The organism is Desulfoscipio sp. XC116 (genome assembly GCF_039851975.1).
In the GTDB taxonomy this organism is placed as follows: Bacteria; Bacillota; Desulfotomaculia; order Desulfotomaculales; family Desulfallaceae; genus Sporotomaculum.
The window spans coordinates 2,116,758-2,140,045 of record NZ_CP156660.1 but is presented as its reverse complement, the minus strand read 5'-3'; the positions used below and the strand labels follow the sequence as shown (position 1 = coordinate 2,140,045).

General features: G+C 50.2%; 23 protein-coding genes and 1 riboswitch. Of the genes, 22 read left to right on the top strand and 1 reads right to left on the bottom strand.

Translation table 11 applies throughout. The features are described from left to right. The first annotated feature begins 29 nt into the window (after nucleotides 1-29). From ABDB91_RS10235 to ytfJ, 18 genes are all read left to right on the top strand, one after another. Nucleotides 30-1,292, top strand: coding sequence for a D-alanyl-D-alanine carboxypeptidase family protein (locus ABDB91_RS10235; RefSeq protein WP_347487522.1), 1,263 nt, complete (start codon nucleotides 30-32; stop codon nucleotides 1,290-1,292). Nucleotides 1,293-1,720: 428 nt separating this feature from the next. Beyond that, nucleotides 1,721-2,059 (top strand): anti-sigma factor antagonist, encoded by a 339-nt coding sequence (locus ABDB91_RS10230; RefSeq protein ID WP_347487520.1) that lies wholly within the window; start codon nucleotides 1,721-1,723, stop codon nucleotides 2,057-2,059. Between the two features lie 197 nt (nucleotides 2,060-2,256). Next, complete coding sequence (spoIIAB, locus tag ABDB91_RS10225) at nucleotides 2,257-2,697, top strand: anti-sigma F factor (protein ID WP_347487519.1); 441 nt, start codon at nucleotides 2,257-2,259, stop codon at nucleotides 2,695-2,697. A gap of 11 nt (nucleotides 2,698-2,708) precedes the next feature. Then, nucleotides 2,709-3,485, top strand: a complete 777-nt coding sequence (sigF, locus tag ABDB91_RS10220; RefSeq protein ID WP_347487518.1) for an RNA polymerase sporulation sigma factor SigF — start codon at nucleotides 2,709-2,711, stop codon at nucleotides 3,483-3,485. A gap of 74 nt (nucleotides 3,486-3,559) precedes the next feature. Beyond that, a complete protein-coding gene (locus ABDB91_RS10215; protein ID WP_347487516.1) occupies nucleotides 3,560-3,754 on the top strand; it encodes a dodecin family protein in 195 nt (64 codons plus the stop codon). Between the two features lie 192 nt (nucleotides 3,755-3,946). Beyond that, the gene (locus ABDB91_RS10210; RefSeq protein ID WP_347487515.1) at nucleotides 3,947-4,531 is read left to right on the top strand and encodes a stage V sporulation protein AE; all 585 of its coding nucleotides are present in this window, start codon (nucleotides 3,947-3,949) and stop codon (nucleotides 4,529-4,531) included. Next, nucleotides 4,512-6,044 carry a spore germination protein gene (locus tag ABDB91_RS10205; RefSeq protein WP_347487512.1) on the top strand — a complete coding sequence of 511 codons (1,533 nt, stop codon included), beginning with the start codon at nucleotides 4,512-4,514 and terminating at the stop codon, nucleotides 6,042-6,044. Before ABDB91_RS10210 ends, ABDB91_RS10205 begins: the two co-directional genes overlap by 20 nt. 310 nt (nucleotides 6,045-6,354) lie before the next feature. Next, nucleotides 6,355-7,350, top strand: coding sequence for an acyl-CoA dehydratase activase-related protein (locus ABDB91_RS10200; RefSeq protein WP_347487510.1), 996 nt, complete (start codon nucleotides 6,355-6,357; stop codon nucleotides 7,348-7,350). A gap of 28 nt (nucleotides 7,351-7,378) precedes the next feature. After that, the gene (locus tag ABDB91_RS10195) at nucleotides 7,379-8,476 is read left to right on the top strand and encodes a CoA protein activase (RefSeq protein ID WP_347487508.1); all 1,098 of its coding nucleotides are present in this window, start codon (nucleotides 7,379-7,381) and stop codon (nucleotides 8,474-8,476) included. A 1-nt stretch (nucleotide 8,477) separates the two neighbouring features. Beyond that, complete coding sequence (locus tag ABDB91_RS10190; RefSeq protein ID WP_347487507.1) at nucleotides 8,478-9,452, top strand: acyl-CoA dehydratase activase; 975 nt, start codon at nucleotides 8,478-8,480, stop codon at nucleotides 9,450-9,452. 85 nt (nucleotides 9,453-9,537) lie between these two features. Further along, a complete protein-coding gene (locus ABDB91_RS10185) occupies nucleotides 9,538-10,893 on the top strand; it encodes a TrpB-like pyridoxal phosphate-dependent enzyme (protein WP_347491484.1) in 1,356 nt (451 codons plus the stop codon). A 255-nt stretch (nucleotides 10,894-11,148) separates the two neighbouring features. Continuing rightward, a riboswitch (Lysine riboswitch) is annotated at nucleotides 11,149-11,372 on the top strand. A gap of 93 nt (nucleotides 11,373-11,465) precedes the next feature. Continuing rightward, nucleotides 11,466-12,812 carry a diaminopimelate decarboxylase gene (gene lysA / locus ABDB91_RS10180; RefSeq protein ID WP_347491483.1) on the top strand — a complete coding sequence of 449 codons (1,347 nt, stop codon included), beginning with the start codon at nucleotides 11,466-11,468 and terminating at the stop codon, nucleotides 12,810-12,812. Between the two features lie 429 nt (nucleotides 12,813-13,241). After that, nucleotides 13,242-15,881, top strand: a complete 2,640-nt coding sequence (locus ABDB91_RS10175) for a CBS domain-containing protein (protein ID WP_347491482.1) — start codon at nucleotides 13,242-13,244, stop codon at nucleotides 15,879-15,881. Beyond that, the gene (locus ABDB91_RS10170) at nucleotides 15,882-16,508 is read left to right on the top strand and encodes a site-2 protease family protein (RefSeq protein WP_347491481.1); all 627 of its coding nucleotides are present in this window, start codon (nucleotides 15,882-15,884) and stop codon (nucleotides 16,506-16,508) included. Between the two features lie 125 nt (nucleotides 16,509-16,633). After that, nucleotides 16,634-17,608: a tryptophan--tRNA ligase gene (trpS, locus tag ABDB91_RS10165; protein ID WP_347491480.1), complete on the top strand. Its 975-nt coding sequence runs from the start codon at nucleotides 16,634-16,636 to the stop codon at nucleotides 17,606-17,608. 55 nt (nucleotides 17,609-17,663) lie between these two features. Continuing rightward, nucleotides 17,664-17,852, top strand: coding sequence for a hypothetical protein (locus tag ABDB91_RS10160; RefSeq protein WP_347491679.1), 189 nt, complete (start codon nucleotides 17,664-17,666; stop codon nucleotides 17,850-17,852). Then, the gene (locus tag ABDB91_RS10155) at nucleotides 17,770-18,444 is read left to right on the top strand and encodes a DUF2953 domain-containing protein (protein ID WP_347491479.1); all 675 of its coding nucleotides are present in this window, start codon (nucleotides 17,770-17,772) and stop codon (nucleotides 18,442-18,444) included. The genes ABDB91_RS10160 and ABDB91_RS10155 overlap by 83 nt, the downstream gene beginning before the upstream one ends. A 78-nt stretch (nucleotides 18,445-18,522) precedes the next feature. Then, complete coding sequence (ytfJ, locus tag ABDB91_RS10150) at nucleotides 18,523-18,951, top strand: GerW family sporulation protein (RefSeq protein WP_347491478.1); 429 nt, start codon at nucleotides 18,523-18,525, stop codon at nucleotides 18,949-18,951. 160 nt (nucleotides 18,952-19,111) lie between these two features. Here ytfJ and ABDB91_RS10145 read toward each other — a convergent pair whose 3' ends face one another. After that, the gene (locus tag ABDB91_RS10145; RefSeq protein ID WP_347491477.1) at nucleotides 19,112-20,395 is read right to left on the bottom strand and encodes an FAD-dependent oxidoreductase; all 1,284 of its coding nucleotides are present in this window, start codon (nucleotides 20,393-20,395) and stop codon (nucleotides 19,112-19,114) included. Between the two features lie 221 nt (nucleotides 20,396-20,616). Between ABDB91_RS10145 and ABDB91_RS10140 the strand changes: the two genes are divergently transcribed. From ABDB91_RS10140 to ABDB91_RS10125, 4 genes are all read left to right on the top strand, one after another. Continuing rightward, entirely contained in the window at nucleotides 20,617-21,207 is a 591-nt protein-coding gene (locus tag ABDB91_RS10140; protein WP_347491576.1) for a nucleoside recognition domain-containing protein, read from the top strand. 6 nt (nucleotides 21,208-21,213) lie between these two features. Beyond that, a complete protein-coding gene (locus ABDB91_RS10135) occupies nucleotides 21,214-21,753 on the top strand; it encodes a spore maturation protein (protein ID WP_347491476.1) in 540 nt (179 codons plus the stop codon). A 147-nt stretch (nucleotides 21,754-21,900) separates the two neighbouring features. Continuing rightward, complete coding sequence (locus ABDB91_RS10130; RefSeq protein WP_347491475.1) at nucleotides 21,901-22,626, top strand: pseudouridine synthase; 726 nt, start codon at nucleotides 21,901-21,903, stop codon at nucleotides 22,624-22,626. Nucleotides 22,627-22,800: 174 nt separating this feature from the next. Further along, a complete protein-coding gene (locus ABDB91_RS10125; protein ID WP_347491473.1) occupies nucleotides 22,801-23,250 on the top strand; it encodes a hypothetical protein in 450 nt (149 codons plus the stop codon). Nucleotides 23,251-23,288: the final 38 nt, after the last annotated feature.

Here is a 23,288-nt window from a genome sequence, read left to right as displayed (position 1 = left end):
TGAGTGAAAAGAACAGGGGGGAAAGTGTGATGAAGAGTAAGAAAGTTTATTCGATGATACTGGCGCTGGTGCTGGTTACGGTTGCTGCCGCCGCTGCAGCCGGGCCGGCGGCAACCGGCGCTCCGGTATCCGGAGCGGCACCGGTAACTGCCGGACCGGTATCCGATTTGAAAGAGGCAGCCACCGGGGAAGATCTTGCCGTAGTGCGGCAAAGCCCTGCACAGGTGTCCGCCGCGGCGCTGGAAACAACTGCGGAAGCGGCCGTGCTGATGGATGCCGCTACGGGTAAGGTACTCTGGTCCAAGGAAAAGGACAAAGAGCTGCCTATGGCCAGTGTTACTAAAATTATGACCTTGCTGTTGGCCTGTGAAGCGCTCGAACAGGGTAAAATAAGCCTTGACGATCGGGTTACGGTTTCGGAAAACGCCTGGGGCATGGGTGGTTCTCAGATATACCTGGAGCCCGGCGAGGAAATGAACATGAGGGATATGCTGATTTCCGTAGCCGTGGGATCGGCCAATGACGCGAGCGTGGCCGTGGCCGAGCACATTGCCGGGTCGGAGGAAGCGTTCGTGGAAATAATGAATAGCCGGGCCGGAGAATTGGGCTGCCGGCATACCAGGTTCGCCAATCCTACCGGGCTGCCCGCTGAAAATCACTATACATCGGCACAAGATATGGCGGTAATCCTGCGCCAGGCGCTGGCTTGCCCGCATTTCACCAAAATTTCTTCCATTTATCGATATGATATTCGGGGCGGGGATTTTGTTTTATGGAATACTAATAAATTGCTCAAGTGGTACCAGGGGGCAGATGCCGGAAAAACAGGCTGGACCAATGAAGCTAAGTATTGCCTGGCCGCCACAGCCAAGCGGGAAGACCTGCGCTTAATTTCGGTGGTGCTGGGCACACCCGAGCCCCGCAGTCATTTTAGGGAAACCATGAAAATTTTCAATTACGGATTTGCCCGCTATGAGGCTGTGCATTTTGCCCAGAGCGGAGAACGGATCAAAACCGTCAAAGTAGGCAAGGGTACTATAGATCAGGTGGGTGTTATTGCGGGTGCGGATATAGCTATGGCCGTGCCCAAGGGACAAAAGCAAAATTATCGGGGCCAAGCTCTTCTGCCGGAAGAAATCACCGCTCCGCTAAACAAGGGGCAAAAGGTGGGCGACTTTGTTTTGCTGGAAGGAGACAAGGAAGTACAGCGGGTGCCTCTGCTGGCTCAAAATCAGGTCGGCCGGGCTTCGGTGTTCCGTCAAATGCACAAGGCCCTGGAGCAGATTTTTTAGCGGCTCCTAATGTCAAAATGGGAGTGTCGCCAAACTACTTTCTTGAAGTAGTAAGCGACGCTCCTTTGCCTGGATTCAGCCGATTATTCGATAATAATCCGGTATCCTTGCCAAAAGCCGCCGCACTATGAACTATTTAGCCCGTTGTGCAACAGCTCGCATTTCTTTGGGAACCTGCTTTTGAGTCTGGGATTGCTTTGCTGCGTTCGCAGTAACAGTTGCAGAAGATGGTAGCAGATAGATGACTACTAGATGATTACTCTTTTTCAGGGTAAGAAGTATGCTTTGGACAGATACATTAATGATTTATCTGGGCCGAGGAGCTGCCGAAAATACATATTTCACTTGATTGAGTTGATATTGCCTGCCTTATATGGTAAAATATAGCAATGTATATAAACATTTTTAGCGAGCTGAGGTGGTTAGTTGTGAATTATACAATTAAAAAGGTAAATAATTATCTCATAGTTTCGGTGATGGGTGATGTGGATATCAGCCTGACTGATTCGCTGCGTGAAGATGTGGATCGGGCGTTGACGGAACATGGTGTCAACCGGCTTATTTTTGACTTAACTGAAGTTGATTTCGTGGACAGCGCCGGTTTGGGGGTCATTTTAGGTCGTTATAAAAAAATTGCCGCCGGTGGCGGGAAGGTATACCTGGCGGGCGCCAAGCCGCAAGTGAAAAAAGTGCTGGATTTGTCCGGGTTGCCGCGTTTAATGGAAATATACCCTTCTTTGCGCATGCTGCTGGATAAAATCGGGTAAAGTAGATGTGGCGAACTCGTTCAGCTAAAAGCTGAACAGCGGGGCTTCAAATGGGGCTTCCGCCCCACCCGAAGTAAAAATAGGAACTCCCACCCATAGAAGTGGGAGTCTTGGAATTTGATAATCACAAAGCATTCAACCAATATATTAGCTGGTATATAGATAAATACCGAGTAGTTTTAAAGGAGGTTGTGGAATTGAATAAAGCCGTACTTGAGTTTTCCAGCCGCTCGTCAAATGTGGCTTTTGCACGGGTGGCGGTGGCAGCTTTTGCATCTCAGTTGGATTTTACACTATCTGATTTGGAAGAAATAAAGGTGGCGGTTTCCGAAGCAGTGACTAATGCTATTATACACGGCTATGATAGTAATCCGGATCATACGGTTCGGTTGGAAATAAAAGTGGCCGAGGAGTTTTTAGAGATTGAAGTAATAGATGGAGGCAGGGGAATAAAGGATATTTCCAAGGCCCTGGAACCGGTCTATTCCACCGATCCCGAGCGCATGGGTCTGGGATTTGCTTTTATGCAGTCATTTATGGAAAAGTTTGCATTGTCTTCTTCCCCGGATCAAGGCACCCGGGTAAAAATGAGCAGAAGGGCAGGGGCACCCGGCTGTAAGGCAATGCGTGAGCAATAGGGGGAATAACCATGAGTAACCGGTTAATGGAAATGAACCTGCCCCGCTTTCCTCTGCTTAAGGATGCGGAAATGAAAGAGCTGCTGACCCGGGCCCAAACGGGGGACGAGCAGGCCAGAGAACGCCTGGTTAATTGTAATTTAAAGCTGGTTTTTAACCTTGTCAAGCGGTTTCAAAACCGGGGTTATGAGCTGGAAGACCTTTTTCAGATCGGCTGTATTGGACTGATGAAGGCCATTGATAAGTTTGATATGAGCTACAATGTGCGTTTTTCCACTTATGCGGTGCCCATGATAGTGGGCGAGATCAGGAGGTTTTTGCGAGACGATAATCACGTCAAGGTAAGCCGCTCTATTAAAGAAACCGCTTATAAAGTGCAGCAGACGCGGGATATACTGGTAGCTAAAATAGGCCGTGAGCCTTCTATTAATGAAATTGCCGCCGAACTGGGCATACCCAGGGAAGAAGTAGTTACGGCGCTGGAGGCGTCCCAATCTCCCGCCTCCATTTATGAAACACTGCACCAGGATGACGGCGATCCTATTTACTTATTGGATCAGTTGAGCGAGAGTGACGGGGAGGAAACGCCCTGGCTGGATAATATTGCGATTAAAGAGGTACTTAAAAGGCTGCCGGACAGGGATCGGCTCATACTGCTGTGGCGGTTTTTCGGCGATAAAACCCAGGGGGAGATCGCCAGCCGGCTGGGACTTTCACAGGTGCAGGTTTCCCGCCTGGAACGCCAGGCTTTGCAGAAATTACGGGATATGATGGAAAGTGTTCAATAAGCTGCATAAAAAACAATATAGAACAAATAATACAATTGCCAATAGAATTAATCTTGCAGAGGGGGGATTGTATTATGCATATCAAAGTTATGGAAATGGTGGGAGAGTCAACGGAAGGTTGGCGCAGTGCAGTGCAGTCGGCGGTTTCCGAGGCCTCCAAAACAATAGACGATATTGTCGGTGTGGAAGTCGTCAACTTTACCGCCAATGTGCAAAACGGCAGAGTAGTGGAGTATAAGGCCAATCTTAAAGTAGCTCACACCAGTTAAAAGTAAGGGCACCAATCAAGGTGTCCTGCTTTTTATTACTGGCATTATTATCAAAAGAAACTGTAATATTCCTAATGAGTTTGTTGACTTATAGTATTGAAGTCATTTTAAAATGGTTCCGGTATTTCATTATGCGTGGTTAGGTTGCTGTTGACATATACTTATCACTGGACAGACAAGGGGATAAAATAGTTGGGTAAGCCAATCAACATCATAGTGGTTACAGACGGGGACAAGATGGCCCAAAAAACGGTGGAAACAGCGGCATACAATATTGGGGCCCGCTGTATATCGGCATCGGCCGGTAACCCCACTAGGTTGACCGGCGAGCAGTTGATATATTTAATCAAGCGCGCGGCCCATGAGCCGGTGGTGGTTATGCTGGATGACAAGGGTAAGCACGGCATGGGAAGTGGTGAATCGGCGCTGGCTTACCTGGCCCGTCACCCGGATATACGTATTTTAGGTGTCCTGGCGGTGGCCTCCAATACCGAGTTTACGCATGGAGCGCATGTGGATTTATCAGTGGACTGCCATGGTGAATTAGTGAACGGACCGGTAGATAAGCTGGGGCAGACCAGCGGATACACCGATGATGTACTTTATGGCGATACTGTAGAGGTGTTGGATGAATTAGATCTGCCGGTGATTATAGGCATTGGAGATGTGGGCAAAATGGACTATGCCGATCATCATGCCCGCGGTGCACCGCTAACCACTAAAGCATTACAGGAAATACTAAAGAGGAGTGGATACGATGGCACCCGCTGCCATTGAAAATAAGACCAGACTAAGTAAGCAACTGAAGGTCAACCAGGATTTGCTGGCCGAAAAATTAGCCTTTGATAAAAACTTTGATATTGTCAGGCGGGAAATGATCATCGGCGGCCGCAAAACATTGATGTTGTTTGTCGACGCCTTTGCCAACGCCGAACTGATGACTGACATTTTATATAACTTGCATCAATTGGATCGGGACGACTTGTCGGTGGATGCCTTTCAAAAATTGTTTCTAAAACACATTAATTACGTGGAGGTACAGCCGACAGAATACCTGGAAGACTTGATCGAAAAAATGCTTTCCGGCCCCCTGGCTTTGCTAGTTGATGGCCAGGATCGGGCTATCATGCTGGATGTGCGCACTTACCCGGCCAGAAGTCCTGATGAACCCGATCTGGAAAAAGTAGTGCGAGGTTCACGGGACGGTTTTACGGAAACGCTGGTTTTTAATACCGCGCTGATCAGGCGGCGCATTCGGGATCCCAAGCTGCGCATGGAATATGCTCAGGCGGGCAATCGCTCCAAGACCGATATAGTTATTTGCTATATCGAAGATATTGCTAATGAAGATTTGGTAGACAGTATTCGCGAAAAAATTAAGGCAATTAATATTGATGGGCTTCCGATGGCCGAAAAGGCTGTGGAGGAACTTATCACCCCGGGAAATTATTGGAATCCGCTGCCCAGAGTTCGTTATACGGAAAGACCGGATGTTGCTGCCATACATTTGCTGGAAGGGCATGTGCTGGTGCTGGTGGATACTTCACCCAGTGTTATTATTACCCCGGCCACTTATTTCCATCACCTGCAGCATGCCGAAGAATACCGGCAGAACCCTGCGGCGGGTGTGTTCATGCGCTTGATCAGATTTATGGGGGTAGCTATTTCCGTATTCTTATTGCCCCTGTGGCTGCTGGCAGTGCTGCAGCCCGGCATACTGCCGCCGGCTTTGAAATTTATCGGACCCGATAAAATAGGTGAGATACCAATATTTGTTCAGTTCCTACTTGCTGAAGTGTCAGTGGACATGGTACGCATGGCTACTATTCATACCCCCACGGCGCTGGCCACGGCGGTAGGTCTTATTGCCGCGCTCTTGATTGGTGATTTGGCGGTTACCGTGGGGCTGTTTAACGCCGAAGTAATTATGTACACCGCCGCGGCGGTGGTGGGCAACTACCTTACGCCCAGCTATGAATTGGGTTTTGCCAACCGGCTGATCCGTTTCTTTCTGCTGATAATGGTGGGATTTCTCCGGTTGCCCGGACTGCTGGTGGGTCTGGCGCTGGTGCTGGCGCTATTGATATTCACCCGATCGTTTGGAGTGCCCTACATGTGGCCGCTGATACCCTTTAACGCCAAGGCGCTGTACAGCATTATAGTGCGCCGCCCGGTGCCGGTAACCAATGTGCGGCCCAGCATTTTAAAACCGCGGGATGCTGACCGGCAGGGATTGCCGGTACCGGCTCGCAAACCGGGTGAGAAGAACAAACGACCGGATAAAAAATAGCGGTATCGCCAATTTGCCGGGGTAAGCTAACAGACCAAGTATGCTCTATAAAATGTTAAAGTGTGCTTCTCCTTGCCGAAAAGAAACCCGACATGTGCCGGGTTTCTTTTTCGCCTTACTTCCCGAAAGTAAGTATCCTGAACAGCCCGTGGGTTTTTAAAGGAGTCTTACATTTAATCCACTGCAACCCTGTTGGTGGTATGTTAGCCTATTGTCAAAATATAGATGAATTTTAGTATACCAATTTGGTTTTTAGTTCATAATACCTTAATGTGAGAAAGAACCGGAAAAAACGGGAGGCATTTTGATCATGTCCGCTACAGTGGGTATACCCAGGGCATTACTGTATTATTACTATTATCCCCAGTGGAAAACTTTTTTTGATCACCTGGGAGTGAAAACCGTGGTATCCCGGGAGACCACCCGGGCTATTTTGGAAAAAGGCATAAAATCTACCGTTGATGAAGCTTGTCTGCCGATTAAGTTAGCGGTGGGCCATGTACTGGATCTTAAGGACAGGGTGGACTATATTTTTTTGCCGCGCATTGTCAGTACCGCCCGGCGGGAATACATCTGCCCCAAATTCTTAGGTTTTCCCGATATGGTGCGTAATAATATCAATAACTTGCCGCCGCTGATTGACAATAATATGGATCTATACCGCAAAGGCAGCAGTCTGTACAATTTGTTTTATATGGTGGGCAGGTATTTTACCCACAATCCGGCGAGCATTTATAAGGCCTACAAGGCTTCCATGGAATCACTGCATGTCCATTGCCGGGATATGGAGGCCGGGCGTCTGCCGTTTGAAACGGGGGGTAAAGATAATCAGAACTACCGGACCCGGGATGGTGGTGTGCATGACGTCACCATCGCTGTTATCGGCCACCCGTACAATATATACGACCGGTATATCAGCATGAATATGATTAAGCGGCTGTGGGATTACGGGGCTGACGTGGTAACTGCAGATCAGTTGACGGAAACTGCTTTTCGCCGGGAGGCCGGGAAACTTCCCAAACAGCTGTTCTGGACATTGAACCAGCGCATGGTGGGGGCCGCCTTTTATTACTTCGAGCGGCCGGATGTCGACGGGCTGATTCATGTGGCCTCCTTCGGCTGCGGACCGGATTCCATGACGGGAGAGCTAATCGAAAGGTACGCCCGCCGCAGCTCACGCAAACCGCTGCTGAATCTAACCATTGACGAACATACCGGTGAGGCGGGTATGATCACGCGTCTTGAAGCATTTATGGATATGGTCAGATGGCGTCGTCATTTGGATGATGTAGCCGCTACGTTATAGAGATAATTAGGAAAGGTGCAGATAACCCGTGAAGGTAGTTTATCCCCACATGGGGCATATGTGGATATGCGTCAAGGCTATGCTGGAATATTTGGACGTGGAAGTGGTAGTGCCGCCGCCCTCCAGTAAAAAGACACTGCTGTTGGGGGTCAAGCATGCCCCCGAGTTTGCCTGTATGCCATTAAAGCTAAATCTGGGCAACTTTATGGAGGCCGCCGAGATGGGTGCGGACACAATCGTTATGGCCGGCGGGTGCGGTCCCTGCCGGTTTGGCTACTACGCTCATGTGGAACATGCCATACTGCGTGATCTGGGCTACCGTTACCAGCTGGTAGTATTGGAGCCGCCGCAAAAACACATTGGCGAACTGCTGGGTAAGATTAAGCATATCACCGGCCACCAGTCCTGGCGGCGGGTGATCAATGGTATCCGTTTCGGTTATCATAAGGCTGAGGCGGTGGATCAGTTGGAAAAAATGTCGCATTATTGCCGGCCACGGGAAACCAGGGCAGGTGCTACCGACCGGGCACTGCAAAGCGCCTTGCGGGAAATAATTGCTGTGGATAGGCCGGAAAAGCTGCCGGCGGCCTTAAATAATGCTATGGGCATGATGAACGCTGTATCATTGGACAAGCAAAGGCCGGTGCTGCGCATTGGTCTGGTGGGAGAGATTTACACTTTACTGGAGCCCTTTAGCAACCTTGATATTGAGCGCAAACTGGGCGGTATGGGAGTGGAAGTGGATCGTTCCATCTATCTTAGCGAGTGGATTAATGAACACCTGTTTATGGGGCTTAAGAAGAACAAGGGCGGCAGTAAATTAGCCAAGCAAAAAGCTATTAAATACTTGGGACATTCCGTAGGCGGTCATGGCCTGGAAACCGTGGGCAGTACAGTGTTGTATGCCGAGCGGGGTTATGACGGCGTGATTCAACTGCTGCCCTTTACATGTATGCCGGAAATAGTGGCCCAGAGCATCTTGCCCCGGGTGAGCACGGAATTGGGCATTCCGGTCATGACTTTAATTGTTGACGAGCAGTCCGGTGAAGCAGGTCTGGTTACCAGGCTGGAAGCATTTGTGGATTTGCTGGCCAGGAGAAAACAAACCGGGAAGGTGTTGGCTTAATATGTACGGTTACCTGGGTATAGATGTGGGATCGGTGAGCACCAATATTGTACTTACGGGTGAGGACGGTACGGTAAAACATAGTATTTACCTGCGTACCCGGGGCAGGCCCATCGAAGTGGTGCAGCAGGGGTTAAAACAAATGCAGGCGGCCCTGCCGGGTAAGATAAAAGTGGCCGGTGTGGGCACCACGGGCAGCGGACGGCACCTGGCCGGGGTAATTATCGGTGCCGATATTATTAAAAACGAGATCACTACCCATGCTGTTGCCGCTTCCAATGTAGTGCCCGGTGTGCAAACCATACTTGAAATTGGCGGCCAGGATTCCAAGATAATTATTTTGCGCAATGGAGTGGTAGCCGACTTTGCCATGAATACAGTATGTGCCGCGGGTACGGGGTCATTTTTGGATCAGCAGGCTTCTCGCTTGAATATACAGATAGAAGATTTCGGCTCCCTGGCGCTGCAGGCCGCTGTACCGGTGCGTATTGCGGGGCGCTGCGCCGTATTTGCTGAAAGCGATATGATTCATAAGCAGCAAATGGGCTATAATGTGCCCGATATTTTAGCCGGGCTATGTGAGGCTCTGGTGCGCAATTATCTAAATAATGTAGGCAAAGGTAAGGAAATTTTGCCGCCGGTGGTGTTTCAGGGCGGGGTGGCTGCCAATGTCGGCATGAAAGCCGCCTTTGAAAAGGCTCTGGGTTTTTCGGTGCATGTACCTTTATATTATAATGTTATGGGGGCTCTGGGTGCGGCTATGCTGGCCAGGGAAGCCACCAACCGGAAGAGCACCGGGTTCAGGGGATTTGACGTTGCGGACAGAGAATTTAAAGCCGGTGGTTTTGCTTGTGACGGTTGCCCGAATATATGTGAAGTGGTGGAAATACTGGAATCCGGACAGGTTATTGCCTGCTGGGGCGACCGCTGCGGCCGCTGGAGCAATGCCCTGGCACACCATGAAAAAATTAGTTGATATTGCCCCTTGCGGAAAAATATATCATAGTCTACAATGGGTTTATGATTTTTTTAAACCCGAGTAGAGAGGAGTTCGAGAAGAGATGAGCGATGTAAAAATTTTGCTCACGGAAAAGGAAATGCCCCAAAAATGGTATAATATTATGGCCGACATGCCTAACCTGCCCAAGCCGCCGCTGCATCCGGCCACCAAGCAGCCCGTTGGCCCCGAAGATTTATCCGCTATTTTTCCCATGGAGCTGATCAAGCAGGAAGTCACTCAGGAACGGTGGATTGAGATCCCCGATGAAGTAAGGGAGATATACCGCCTGTGGCGTCCTTCGCCTCTTTGCCGGGCCCGTCGTCTGGAAAAGGCGTTGGATACGCCGGCTAAAATATACTATAAGTATGAGGGTGCCAGCCCGGCTGGCAGCCATAAGCTGAACACCGCCGTACCGCAGGCTTATTTTAATAAGCAGGAAGGCATCAACCGGCTGACTACCGAAACGGGAGCCGGACAGTGGGGTGTGGCCCTCAGTCAGGCCTGTAATTTCTTTGGCATGGAATGCAAGGTTTATATGGTTAAGGTGAGTTACGAGCAAAAACCCTACCGCCGGTCCATGATGCAAATTTATGGTTCCGGCGTGGTAGCCAGCCCCAGCAATGAGACGGAGGCGGGCCGCAAAATACTGGCCGCCGACCCGGAAAGTCCGGGCAGCCTGGGTATTGCCATCAGCGAAGCCGTAGAAGTAGCCGCTCAGCGTGACGATACCAACTATGCCCTGGGCAGTGTATTAAACCATGTTATGCTGCACCAAACCGTCATCGGCCAGGAAGCCAAGGCGCAAATGGCCAAAGCCGGGGACTATCCGGATATAGTGATTGCCTGCTGCGGCGGCGGCAGCAATTTTGCCGGCCTGGCCTTCCCCTTTGTATATGATAAGCTGGTGCAGGGAGCGAAAATAAGACTCGTTGCAGCCGAGCCTTCCTCATGTCCCACGCTTACCCGGGGACAATTTGCTTACGATTACGGCGATGTGGCCGGGCTAACCCCGCTGCTGCACATGTATACTTTGGGTTCCGAGTTCATGCCCCCCAGCATACACTCGGGCGGACTGCGCTATCACGGCGATTCACCGCTGGTAAGCCAGTTGTTGCATGACGGCATCATTGAGGCTACTTCTTTGGATCAAACCGCTATATTCAAGGGAGCCGTACTGTTTGCCCGCAGCGAGGGCGTGGTGCCGGCGCCGGAATCAGCTCACGCCATCCAGTGCGCGATTAACGAAGCCCTGGCGGCTAAGGAAGCGGGTGAGGCCCGCACCATATTGTTCAATCTGAGCGGGCACGGTTTTTTGGATCTGCCCTCCTACGACAAATACATGGCCGGTAAAATGGAAGACTATCCGCTGCCCGAAGACATTCTGGCCGGCGCCCTGAAAAACCTGCCTCAAATCTAAGCGCACCACCTTTGGTGCCGGGCGTTGAAAAAGTTGAAAGATTGTCGTTATCGTCGCTACCGGTGCCTGGCACCGATGTTGAAAGATTGCAAGATTGTCTTTTCAAAGTTGATGCCGGTGACTGTTTAAACTTAATCATGTTATACTGCTATTACCAGGCGGCAAAGCTATCTTTGCCGCCTAAAACATACCCAATTGACTTAGTTGATTAAACCGTGTTAAAATGTGCACAAATAAATAGACCTCATCTCCGCTGGGAGGTGTAGAGGCGCGGTTTGCAATAGTAACCGACGGTGAGGAGCGGGAATCCGATGAGCCGGGGTGAAAGGGCAAGCCGCCGAAGTCCGGTTTTATTTCCGTAACACCGGGCTGGTTCGGCATTGAACAAGTGCCGGACTGTCACCCGCAGGCGCTTATGATGGCGTTGCCGGATGAGCGCGTGTTGTGTTTGCCGGTTTGGGTGGAGAGCTATATCACCGGAGAAACGGAAAGAGTCGGTATGCATATATGGCCTTCTTTCACTCCGCGTGGAAGGGGGTTTAATTATTTCTGAACTGAACGGGGGAAATTTGATGAAGCTGCAGGGCACAATGCAAATTAACGATAAGGGGCACTTGGAGATAGGCGGCTGTGATACCGTGGAGCTGGCCGAGAATTTCGGCACACCTTTATATGTGCTGGATGAGCAATATTTCCGGCAAAACTGTCGCCGCTATTACCGGGCTTTCACTGAAAAATATGACGGTGTGGTGTTATATGCCGCTAAAACATTACTTACATTGGCTGTTTGCCGCATGGTAGATGAGGAAGGCTTGAGCCTGGATGTGGTATCGGGCGGTGAGCTATATACCGCTAAAAAAGCGCGTTTTCCCATGGAGCGGGTTTATTTTCACGGTAACAATAAATCGGCTGCCGAGTTAAAATTAGCTTTGGATTACAAGGTGGGCCGGGTAATGGTGGATAACCCGCATGAACTGCAAATGCTTGACCGGCTGGCCGGCGAGGCCGGCGTTCAGGCTAAAATTATGCTGCGTCTGACTCCCGGGGTGGAAGCGCATACTCATGAGTATATCAAAACAGGGCAAATTGACAGTAAATTCGGCATGGTCATAGAAAACGGCCAGGCCATGGAAATAATCAAGCGGGCACTGGCCCTGGAGCATATCCGGCTCACCGGGCTGCACTGCCATATCGGCTCGCAAATATTTGAGCTGCAGTCATATGCCCATGCTGCTGAAGTAATGCTTGGCTTTGCCGCCGAGGTGCGCAGGGAAACCGGCTGGCAGCCCGAAGAAATGAATTTCGGCGGTGGTATGGGTATTTATTATACCGCGGCAGATGAGCCTCAATCGGTGAGCAAATTCGCCGACACGCTGGCGCAGGCGGTGAAAAATCTAGCCCCCCAATATGGTTTGGCGGCCCCCAAGGTGTTGGTGGAGCCCGGTCGGTCCGTCAGCGGTCCCGCCGGGACAACGCTGTACACGGTGGGAGCGGTGAAAAGTATACCCGGTATTCGCACGTACGTGGCGGTGGACGGCGGTATGGGTGACAACCCCAGACCGGCATTGTACCAGTCCCGCTATGAAGCATTGCTGGCCAACCGGGCGGCCCAGCAGCCGCAGGAGATGGTGTCCATAGCCGGAAAATGCTGCGAATCGGGCGATATGCTGATTTGGGATATTGATTTGCCTGCTCCCGCACCCGGCGATATTCTGGCGGTTTCTTCCACCGGAGCTTATAACTATTCCATGTCCATGAACTATAACCGTTTACCCCGCCCGGCCATGGTGCTGGTTAAAGACGGTGCGGCGGACATCATTGTGGCCAGGGAAACTTATGACGATTTAATTAGAAACGATGTGGTGCCGGAGCGGTTTAACGAGGGCCGGGTGGCTAAAATAGCCGGTGCCGGGCGCTGACACTCATTGCGGCTATGCTGGCGCGGCGGTGCAGCTTGTCATTGCTATGAATACAACCTGTGCTGCTTAAAATCTCGTTATGGCAATGAATATAACTGTGCATTAAGATCCCGTTATTGCGAGGAGCGAAGCGACGAAGCAATCTTCGTTTTACAGCCCGCATTTCTTTGGCGATCCGCTTTGGAGTTTGGGATTGCTTTGCTTACGCTTGCAATAACGGTTGCCCGCAATAATAGTTGAAAGCATACGGAAGAAAAGAACCCCGAGCTTTTTTCAGGGTAGAGCATTAATGATGATAACGTGCTCCGAAGGGCTTTTTAGGCAATTCGGAACACGTTTTTTTACGCATCCGACCGGTAAATATGATATAATATTAAGCTAATGTAGAAAATAAATACAGTTTAAGTAATAATACACGGAGGCAAACAAGTGGAGATTATTACAACCCACACCAATACAGATATGGACGGGCTGGCGGCCATGGTGGCGGCACAAAAACTGTATCCCGATGCCAGGTTGGTTTTGCCGGGCAAAATGTCTCGTAATGTGGAAGAATTTATGTCACTTCACAAGGACACTTTAAATATTTATACTATTAAGCAGGTTGATTTAGAGCAAGTTAAGCGCGTTATACTGGTGGATACCAAAAGCCGCCGCCGGGTGGGCAAAATAAGTGATATTTTAAATCAATCGGGGGTGGATGTGCATATTTATGACCATCACCCCTGGGTGGACGGCGACGTGCGGGGTTCCGTGGAGATAGTGGATATGGTAGGGGCGGCGGTTACTCTGCTGGTGGAAAAAATCAGGCAGGCGGATTTGCCGCTTACCTCCCTGGAAGCCACTATCTTTTGTCTGGGCATATATAGTGATACCGGTTCACTTGTATTTACCAGCACTACACACCGGGATGTGGATGCTGTTTCCTACTTGCTGCAAAAGGGAGCCAATCTGGCAGTGGTGGCGGATTTTTTGGGCCGGCCCATGACCGATGAACAAAAAGCGTTGCTCAAAGATTTGCTGGTAAATGCAGAGCGGCACCAGATAAACGGTGCCAAGGTGCTGATAGCCAAGGCTGAAACGGCGGAATTCGTGGTCGGCCTGGCTCTGATAGCACACACCATTTCTGAGATCGAACGTCTGGACGTGGTTTTTGTGCTGGCTGAAATGGAGGACCGGGTGCATATCGTAGGCCGGAGCAGTATACCCCAGGCCAATGTGGCGGAGGTATTAAAGCACTTCGGTGGGGGCGGACATGCCGCAGCCGCCTCGGCTACCGTGAAAAACGGTGTGCTTGACGACGTGGCCTGGGAGCTGCTGGACGTTATTTACCATAAAATACAGCCGCCCGTTTGTGCCGCGGATATTATGTCTGCGCCGGTAAAAACCGTGGCCCCGGAAATGAGCATTGCCGAGGCGGGACAGATTATGCTGCGTTACGGTCATACCGGTTTGCCCGTGGTCAAGGGTGAAAAGCTAACCGGCGTTATTTCCCGCCGGGATGTGGAAAAGGCCAACCACCACGGTCTGGGGCATGCACCGGTAAAGGGCTTTATGACCGTCAGGGTTGTATCGGTACCGCCCGATATGCCTGTATCCGAGCTGCAGGAATTAATGATTAACCACGACATTGGCCGGGTGCCCGTGGTGGAAGATGGTAAAATATTAGGTATTGTTTCGCGCACCGATATATTGCGTACTTTGCACGGGGAAGTACAGGCAAGGCACCGGGTAGTTTATAATCACGGCGCGCAGGAGGGACTGTCCAAACGCAATATCGGCTGGGTGCTGGAGCGGACCTTGTCCTCCGCCGTGCGGAATATTTTGAAGCAAGCCGGTCAAATTGCGGATAGTATGGGTTATAATATTTATGCGGCCGGAGGGCTGGTGCGTGACGTTTTATTGGGTCATGAAAGCCTGGATGTGGATTTGGTGGTGGAGGGAGACGGTATACTGCTGGCTCAAGAGCTGGGTAAAGTCTATGATGTCCGGGTTAGGCAGCACCATAAGTTCGGAACAGCGGAAGTGGTCTTTTCCGATGATTTTAAAATAGATGTTGCCACGGCCCGGGTTGAGTTTTACGCTTATCCGGCGGCACTGCCCCAGGTGGAAAGCTCTACGCTGCACCAGGATTTATACCGGCGTGATTTTACCATTAATGCTATGGCTGTGGCGTTAAATGAAAGCAGCTTCGGCGACTTGGTAGATTTTTTTGAGGGCCGGGACGACTTGCAGTATCATACTGTCAGAGTGCTGCATAATTTAAGCTTTATTGAAGATCCCACCAGAATACTGCGGGCCATTCGGTTTGAGCAGCGGTACGGCTTTAAAATCGAGCCGCAGACACTTAAGTATTTAAAGGAAACGGTGCGCCGGGGTGTGCTGGCCAAGGTCAGCAATGAACGGCTTTGGGATGAGCTCAAGCATATACTGCTGGAGCCCGAGGCCGGCAGCATGCTGGGGCGCATGGAAGAGCTGGCGGTTTGGCCATATATATTCCCCCGGGTTAATTACTGGGAGGTTGAACCCGTGCTGAAAGAATTACCCCGTGCTATGCAGCAAATCGGCGACTGGGGGATGGCGGTGCCCAATTCCCGGTGGTTGGTTTATTTAATAGCTGTTTTACACTGGTCGGATGCGGCGGCAGCCCGGGATAACTGTGCTAAATACGGTGTCAGTAAAAGGCAGACTGAAAAGGTGCTGGCCGCTCTGGATGGCTGGAGCCGGGCTGTAGCTTTAATCTGGAAAGCGCCGCAGCATGTCAAAGTCAGTCAATTGGCCAAGGTGCTGCTGCAGATGCCCAGGGAAAGCTACCCCATGCTGCTGGCCATTTTGGAAGAAGAAGAGTTAAAGGAACGTTTCAAACAGCTGCTCAATATAATTAGGGATAGCAAACCTAGAATCAACGGAAAATATATTAAACACCTGGGCTATCGTCCCGGGCCGGTTTACCGCGAAGCATTGGATGCGCTGTGGCGGGAGCGGCTGGACGGCAATTTGTGCACGGAGGAGGAAGAACAAGCCTTTGTGCGGGATTATCTGGCCCGGGTGACTAAAAGGAGCGAGTAAATGTTAGATTTACCCAGCTTGGCCGAGCTGCTGCTTTTGCTGCCGGCTATATTAATTGGCCTCACATTTCATGAATTCGCCCACGGGTGGATGGCCGATCGGTTAGGCGACCATACCGCCCGGCATCAGGGACGGCTGACCCTTAACCCCCTGGCCCACATTGACCCGGTTGGTTTTCTAATGCTGATACTGTTCAAGTTCGGTTGGGCCAAGCCGGTTCCGGTCAACCCGTACAACTTACGGGGCGACCCGGCCCGGGGCATGCTGCTGGTTTCGTTGGCCGGCCCCGCCGCCAACCTGGTGATGGCGCTGGCGGCTTCCATATTGTTAGGCGTGGGACTTCTCCGGCTGGTACCGTTTGCCGAATATGTTTATTACATATTATATCTGACTCTGCAGATCAACGTGATACTGGCCTTTTTTAATCTGATACCCGTGCCGCCATTGGACGGGTCTAAAATATTGGCCGGGCTGTTTCCCCGGCAATCCCATTTTATTTACGGTATGGAGACATACGGCACTATAATATTGCTGATACTGCTTTTTACCGGAGTACTGGGCAAGGTATTATGGCCTGTGGTTAGCTTTGTGGTAGATATGTTTTTAAAGATAAGTGAAATAATCTAATTTGACCTGCCGATTTACTAATATTACCCGTGCAACTTAGCAATAGACAGGCCGCAGCGGTAAATATATTTGCGTATTCATTGCCCGGTTCACTAACCATACTTATAAAGTAAAGGAGATTTATCATGCGCATTCTTTCCGGTATTCAGCCTTCGGGTGCCCTGCACTTGGGCAACTATTTCGGTATGATGAGCAGAATGGTTAATTACCAGCAGAACAATGAGCTGTTTTGCTTTCTGGTAAATTACCATGCTCTGACTTCTGTTTTTGATGCGAACCGTTTAAGGGAACAAACCTTTGACGCGGCCTGTGATTTTCTGGCTCTGGGTCTTGACCCCGACAAAGCTGTGTTCTGGGTCCAGTCGGATGTGCCGGAAGTTACGGAACTAACCTGGCTGTTGTCCAATATTACCGGCATGGGATTGCTGGAACGCTGCCATTCCTTCAAGGACAAAACCGCCAAGGGTATCCCGGCCAGTCACGGTTTATTTTCTTACCCGGTGCTGATGGCTGCCGATATACTGCTGTACGGGAGCGAAAGGGTACCCGTGGGCAAAGACCAGAAACAGCACCTGGAGGTGGCCAGGGATGTGGCAATAAAGTTTAATAGTACCTACGGGGATACATTCGTGGTGCCCGAGCCCGACATTGAAGAGGACTTTGCTACTGTACCGGGTACCGACGGCCAAAAAATGTCCAAATCCTATGGCAATACCATAGAGATATTTGCCGATGAAAAGGCGCTGCGGAAAAAAGTCATGAGCATAAAAACCGATTCCACGCCGGTGGATGAGCCCAAGGCTGCCGAAGGCAATATACTCTTTGACTTATATGTTTTATTTCTGGATGAAAAAGGCAAGGCCGATCTTAAAAAAAGGTTTATAACACCGGGTCTGCGATACGGGGATATCAAAAAGGAACTGTTCGAAGTGATTCGTGATTACTTCGCCCCCTATAAAAAAGAAAGAGATAGACTGGCTGAAGATAGACAATATGTATTGGAAACTATGCAAAAAGGTGCCCGCAAGGCCAAACAGGCGGCTGCGGTATACCTGGAGCGGGCTCGCCGCAATGTGGGTCTTGATTACAATAAGAATTAGAAATACGTTATGCCTGTCGGAAGCATACAAAAGACGTCTTCTGGAGGTGTTGAAGATGATCCGGATAGAACAGTGGATCAGAGAGGAAGGCAGAGAAGAAGGCGTCAGGAAAGGCGCATATTTTAATGACGGCGGCGGCAGTATAAGGCATGAGGTGCAGCATGTGGTACTTAATATTTGCACCGGTGCTGATTTTGTTATTGCTGCTGCTGGTCGCACCGGTTACAGTGTATATCAGTTATGAGCTTAAAGAAAAAGATGACGCAAATCCCAATATGACACTGAATCTTTCCACGCCCGGCACCGGTGTAAGCCTGTCCTTTTTGTGGGGCTTATTTAAGTTACGGCTGCGGCTGTCTTCGGTTAAGCTGGTCAGCAATTCATTTGCTCCCGTGTTAAAGCTGCGAGCTCGATTGGCCGGACGATCCGGTGACGTTTTAGCAGAGGAAAAGGCCAGTATTTCCGCCGGCCGGATTATTGATCTGTATAAATGGATGATGAACATTTATCGTGCCACAGAGCCGGCCTATCGCTACATTTTAGCGGCAACCAAACTGCAGCGGTTTAGCTGGCGCACCAGATTGGGCATGTGCCGGGCGGACCAAACCGGAATGGCGGTAGGATTGCTATGGATCGTTAAAAGTAATACCATCGCTTATCTTTATCGCCGGCTGCAAAAGCCGATGCCTAAGCCGGAACTGGAGGTCATACCGGTTTTCAACGCTCGTCTGTTGGCCATGCGCATAAACTGCGTGTTTAGCCTGCGGCCCGTACATATAATTATTACCGGCGTTATGGCTGCTTGGCTTTTTCTGAAGAATAGGAAAAAGTCATAGTTCGCTTGCATGCATAACGCAGCAAATACAGGGTACATTATTCAATAGTTGCAGTATTAACTAAGGAGCTGGATATATATGCCTGAACAAATGCATCCTATTGAGGGTCTTATGAAAACAGCAATGGAAAGCATTAAAGAGATGGTTGATGTAAATACCGTGGTGGGAGATCCTGTCGAGACCCCCGACGGAAGCGTAATCATTCCCATATCCAGAGTGGCCTGCGGCTTCGGTGCGGGCGGCGGTGAATTTGATTATGGCGGCGGTGAAAAGGACCAGGGCGGCGAAGGACAAATGCCCGGTTTTGGCGGTGGCAGCGGGGCCGGTGTTTCCGTGAAACCCGTCGGTTTTCTGGTGGCGGGCAACGGCCAGGTACGCTTGATACCGGTAGACGGCAATGCAACGCTGGACAGGCTTATCGACCTGGCCCCGCAAGTATTCAACCAGATTCAAAGCCTGTTGGACCGGCGAACCGACCCCAAAATTGACCGCGGCGCGCTAACCTAATGTGGAAAGGGTTTAACCCTTTTGAATTCGCTAATTTGACCGTATATATCAAGAAGCATAAATATAGTTCTTACGAAAGTAAACTCATTCAGCTAAAGCTGAATATCCGGGCTTCAGATGGGGACTTTACCCCACCTGAAGTAAAAATAGAAACTCCCACCTATAGAAGCGGGAGTCTTTTATTGAATAATTCTTCCAATCCGGCCCGGCGCACCCGCTCGTATAATTCCGAGGCGGAGGTGCTATACAGGCCTTTTTTCTGCATTCTTTCAAAATATACCGAACCGGAGAAAGTATACTTTTTGCTCAACCCCGCGGGCTTTTTAATCTCGCGGTGCATATAAGCTATGATATCGCCGGTGGCCAGGTCATCGGGGAGTACCAGGGGGTCCAATCCGGCCAGCAATCGAACTGCGTTGTAACCTGCGATAAAGCCGGTGGCTATGGCTTCAGTGTGACCCACAAGCGGGCCGGTTTTTTCTCCGGCACAAAATAAATTTTTCACGCCTTCGACCTGCAGTGCGTCGTTGCAATGACACATGGCCATGAAACGCACCGAATTGCCTCTGCCGCCCGAATAAGGGTCGGCGTAACGGGCGTTGACAAACCCATCCAGAGTGCGCAGTTTTTCCAATGGGAAAAAAGGCGTCATTAATTTAGCATGCCCGGTATCCAAGATTACCAGGTTCCTGGCGTATTCCGTCAGGGCATATTGTTGGCATGCTTTGCTGTCTAACAATTCATCCTTATACATAGCAGGCGGCAGGGGAATAACCAGCACTCCATTGCGTTCCAGTTGTTGCACCAAATTTGCATCCAGGGAGTTTTTGTCCAGTTTGCAGGAGCCGCTCATGGCTTCAAAATGAGTGAAACTGTCTCCGGCCTTGATTTCCGGCAGCCCTGCCTTGGCCGTCAGGCTGACTCTCGGCCCGAAGCTGGGGCAGCGCAGTATGCACATAGCACACCCGCTGCCGAAACGGGTGCAATTTTTAACCGGTCCGGCCGACCCGGTGGTATCCACAAAAACATCTCCGCGTAATATTTCGTCGTTAGCTGTTACTATGCCATTTATGTAACCGTTATTGACAAAAACCTCTGTCATTCTGGTTTGTAACTTTATACTGACTTCGCACCGGGTTAAGAAATTTCGCACCATCGGTTCAATTTTAGTTACATCGTAAAGCATGGCATGCCGGTGCCCCGGAAAATCGACAAACCGGTGCCTGAAAACGGATTCAATTAATGAAATAAAATCCGCTCCGCCTAATGCGCGTACTTCCTCCAGCGCGGTAAACCGTCCGTTGTTGCACATGATGCCGCCCACTAGACCGGTCCCCAGCAACATATCGGTTTTCTCCAGCAGTATTACATCGGCGCCGGCTTTTCTCGCCGCATACGCGGCTGCACAGCCGGCCCAGCCTCCCCCCACCACAATAGCCTGCATTTTTTATCCCCTTTCAGAGGGCAAAACACTCCTGCAAACATCATATTCCCGGATATCAAAAAAGTTTCATAAACAATTAACACCATAGACATCCATCTGCTGACGCAATATCATAAAGAATAAAAATACATATATTCGGTTTAGAAAATTTTTCATATTTGGGACAGCCTGATCATACTTTTTGTTGTAAGGAGACTCATCGTGTGGCGGAGGAGAAAAGTATGGTCAATTATATCTGGTTGGGTATGATGGTCATTGGAGTGCTGGTGGCCGCCGTCAACGGTCATGTGGAAGTAGTTACCAAGGCGGCTCTGGAGGGTGCTCAAGTGGCCGTGCAAACGGCTATTGATCTAATTGCTATTATTACTTTCTGGCTGGGCATTATGAAATTGGCTGAAGCCGCCGGGCTGGTCCAAGCCTTGTCCCGGATGGTGCAGCCCATTACCGGCTTTCTATTTCCCAGCGTACCCAAAGATCACCCGGCTATGGGCGCTATTGTAATGAATTTAAGCGCCAACATACTGGGGCTGGGCAACGCATCAACGCCTATGGGGCTGATTGCCATGCAGGAATTGCAAAAATTAAACCGTGGAGACCCCAAAGAGGCTACCGATGCTATGTGCACTTTTCTGGCCCTGAACACTTCGTGCATCACTCTTATTCCTACAACTATTATTGGCATTAGGTTAATATACGGCTCGGCGGATCCCACCGAGATAGTGGGCACCACCATTTTTGCCACAACGGCCGGTATGACGGTGGCTGTGTGCATGGATAGGTTGTTGCGTTACCTTTATTACCGGGGGAGGTGAACATAATTGTTCGGTGTTGTGTCCGATCTTTCCCGCTGGGCCATTCCTGTGGTACTGCTGTTGGTGCCTTTAATTGCCATGGTTCGGGGAGTTAATGTATTTGAAAAATTTGTGGAAGGAGCGGAAGAAGGATTTGGCACGGCTATTAAGACTATACCGTTCTTGGTAGCTATGCTGGTGGCCATCAGTATATTCAGAGCTTCCGGGGCGCTGGATATGGTAGTGGGCATCTTTTCCCCGGTATTAAACCTGGTCGGGTTTCCCGCTGAAGTGCTGCCCCATGCCGTTATGCGTCCTCTTTCGGGTGGCGCCTCACTTGGTATAGCAACCGACCTTATCAAAACCCACGGTCCCGATAGTTTTATCGGCCGCCTGGTTTCTACCATGCAAGGCAGTTCCGACACCACTTTTTACGTGCTTACATTGTATTTCGGATCGGTAGGTATTTCCAGGTACCGCTATTCCATTATTTCCGGTCTTTCCGCTGATTTCACCACTCTTATAGCTTCGGTTTACGTGGCGCACAAATTGTTCGGGCCGGTTTAGATAAGCAAACAAACGAAAACGAAAGCAGTAGATGGGTGACAAATTATGGGGTTTGGCAACCGGCAGCGGAAAATTGGCTGCTCGGTTGCCAAACCTTTTCACTTTGCTGAAAAACGTGGTAAAATGCATGATGAGGTGATTTAAGCTTTGGAACGGCTGCACAAATTTATGGCCCGATCGGGAGTGGCTTCCCGGCGCGGCAGTGAAGAATTAATTGCTCAGGGCAAGGTCAGAGTCAACGGTAAGTCGGTTGCCCTGCCGGGGCTTAAGATAGATCCGTTGCGCGACCGGGTGGAGGTTGATGGCCGCCCTGTGCGCAAACCGGAGAAAAAAGTATATCTACTGGTATATAAGCCCACCGGGTATGTGAGCACGGTAAGTGACCCCAAGGGGCGCCGCAAGGTAATTGATTTATTGAGCGGAATAAAGCAAAGAGTCTATCCGGCGGGCCGTTTGGATTATGATAGCGAGGGACTGCTGCTGCTTACCAATGACGGTGAGCTGACCTATGCTTTGACCCACCCGCGTCACGAAATACCTAAAACCTACCAGGCGTTGGTATTGGGAGTGCCTGACAAGAACAAGCTGGATGAACTGGCCGGGGGTGTGACGCTGCAAGACGGCCCCACGGCCCCGGCCGGAGTGCGGCTGCTTAAAAATAAAGGAGACAGGGCCTTATTGGAAATCACCATTCATGAAGGCAGAAATAGGCAGGTGCGCCGCATGTGTGAGCATATCGGCCACCCGGTGCTTGGTTTGCGGCGGGTCGGTATCGGCCCTCTTAAAATAGGTGATTTGCAGCGGGGCCGTTTCCGCCATTTAACAATCCGTGAGGTAAAAATGTTGATGAAGGCCGCCAGGCTACCGACGTAACTATGCTTAAAACAAACATAGTCAGGTGGGCTTAAGACAATAATGCAACACTTATATATTTTGTATGTATGATTTGCGTGGTTTGCGACAAAAAAACATGGCACCGGTGGCAGGATATCCCGACATATTGGTAGAATTATGACCCTAAACTCCGCGCGGAGGTGCATACATAACGTGACTGAATTAAGTCCGGACACGGAAATAAAAGTAAAAATCAGACTGGATTTTAAAGGGCAGGGCCGGCCCGGGCGATTTTTATTCGGCGGCAAACCGGTGGACAGGGCTGCGGAAGAGGTTCGGGAACAGCAATTGGCGTTGCTTAGAAATGTACCCATTCAGGGCATATATATAGAAGACATTGATATGAGTATTGAAGTTTATACTGTTTGGGACGATATGAGCGAAACCGAGGTAGCCTATGCGCCGGTCATACTTTCCATAATCGCTGAAAACATGGAGGATTTGCTGCGTTTTATAGCCAGAGAGGATTTTCGTAAAATTGAAGTGATTGAACCGGGGCGCATGGTGATGTCTCGCTATGACTTGGAACGATTTTTGTTCAGGGTCGGTGAAGAAATGAAAAATCATATAGCACACCTGGAAAGAAAACATAACCTGCGATAATAATAATCTAATGCACGGCATATATCATTTTAAAAAAG

What these genes read in the sequence shown, in the direction of transcription:
- ABDB91_RS10235 (WP_347487522.1), top strand. Translation starts at nt 30, where the DNA reads ATGAAGAGTAAGAAAGTTTATTCGATGATACTGGCGCTGGTGCTGGTT.
- sigF (WP_347487518.1), top strand. Translation starts at nt 2,709, where the DNA reads ATGAGTAACCGGTTAATGGAAATGAACCTGCCCCGCTTTCCTCTGCTT.
- ABDB91_RS10215 (WP_347487516.1), top strand. Translation starts at nt 3,560, where the DNA reads ATGCATATCAAAGTTATGGAAATGGTGGGAGAGTCAACGGAAGGTTGG.
- ABDB91_RS10205 (WP_347487512.1), top strand. Translation starts at nt 4,512, where the DNA reads ATGGCACCCGCTGCCATTGAAAATAAGACCAGACTAAGTAAGCAACTG.
- ABDB91_RS10200 (WP_347487510.1), top strand. Translation starts at nt 6,355, where the DNA reads ATGTCCGCTACAGTGGGTATACCCAGGGCATTACTGTATTATTACTAT.
- ABDB91_RS10190 (WP_347487507.1), top strand. Translation starts at nt 8,478, where the DNA reads ATGTACGGTTACCTGGGTATAGATGTGGGATCGGTGAGCACCAATATT.
- ABDB91_RS10185 (WP_347491484.1), top strand. Translation starts at nt 9,538, where the DNA reads ATGAGCGATGTAAAAATTTTGCTCACGGAAAAGGAAATGCCCCAAAAA.
- lysA (WP_347491483.1), top strand. Translation starts at nt 11,466, where the DNA reads ATGAAGCTGCAGGGCACAATGCAAATTAACGATAAGGGGCACTTGGAG.
- ABDB91_RS10170 (WP_347491481.1), top strand. Translation starts at nt 15,882, where the DNA reads ATGTTAGATTTACCCAGCTTGGCCGAGCTGCTGCTTTTGCTGCCGGCT.
- trpS (WP_347491480.1), top strand. Translation starts at nt 16,634, where the DNA reads ATGCGCATTCTTTCCGGTATTCAGCCTTCGGGTGCCCTGCACTTGGGC.
- ABDB91_RS10160 (WP_347491679.1), top strand. Translation starts at nt 17,664, where the DNA reads ATGATCCGGATAGAACAGTGGATCAGAGAGGAAGGCAGAGAAGAAGGC.
- ABDB91_RS10155 (WP_347491479.1), top strand. Translation starts at nt 17,770, where the DNA reads ATGTGGTACTTAATATTTGCACCGGTGCTGATTTTGTTATTGCTGCTG.
- ytfJ (WP_347491478.1), top strand. Translation starts at nt 18,523, where the DNA reads ATGCCTGAACAAATGCATCCTATTGAGGGTCTTATGAAAACAGCAATG.
- ABDB91_RS10145 (WP_347491477.1), bottom strand. Translation starts at nt 20,395, where the DNA reads ATGCAGGCTATTGTGGTGGGGGGAGGCTGGGCCGGCTGTGCAGCCGCG.
- ABDB91_RS10140 (WP_347491576.1), top strand. Translation starts at nt 20,617, where the DNA reads ATGGTCAATTATATCTGGTTGGGTATGATGGTCATTGGAGTGCTGGTG.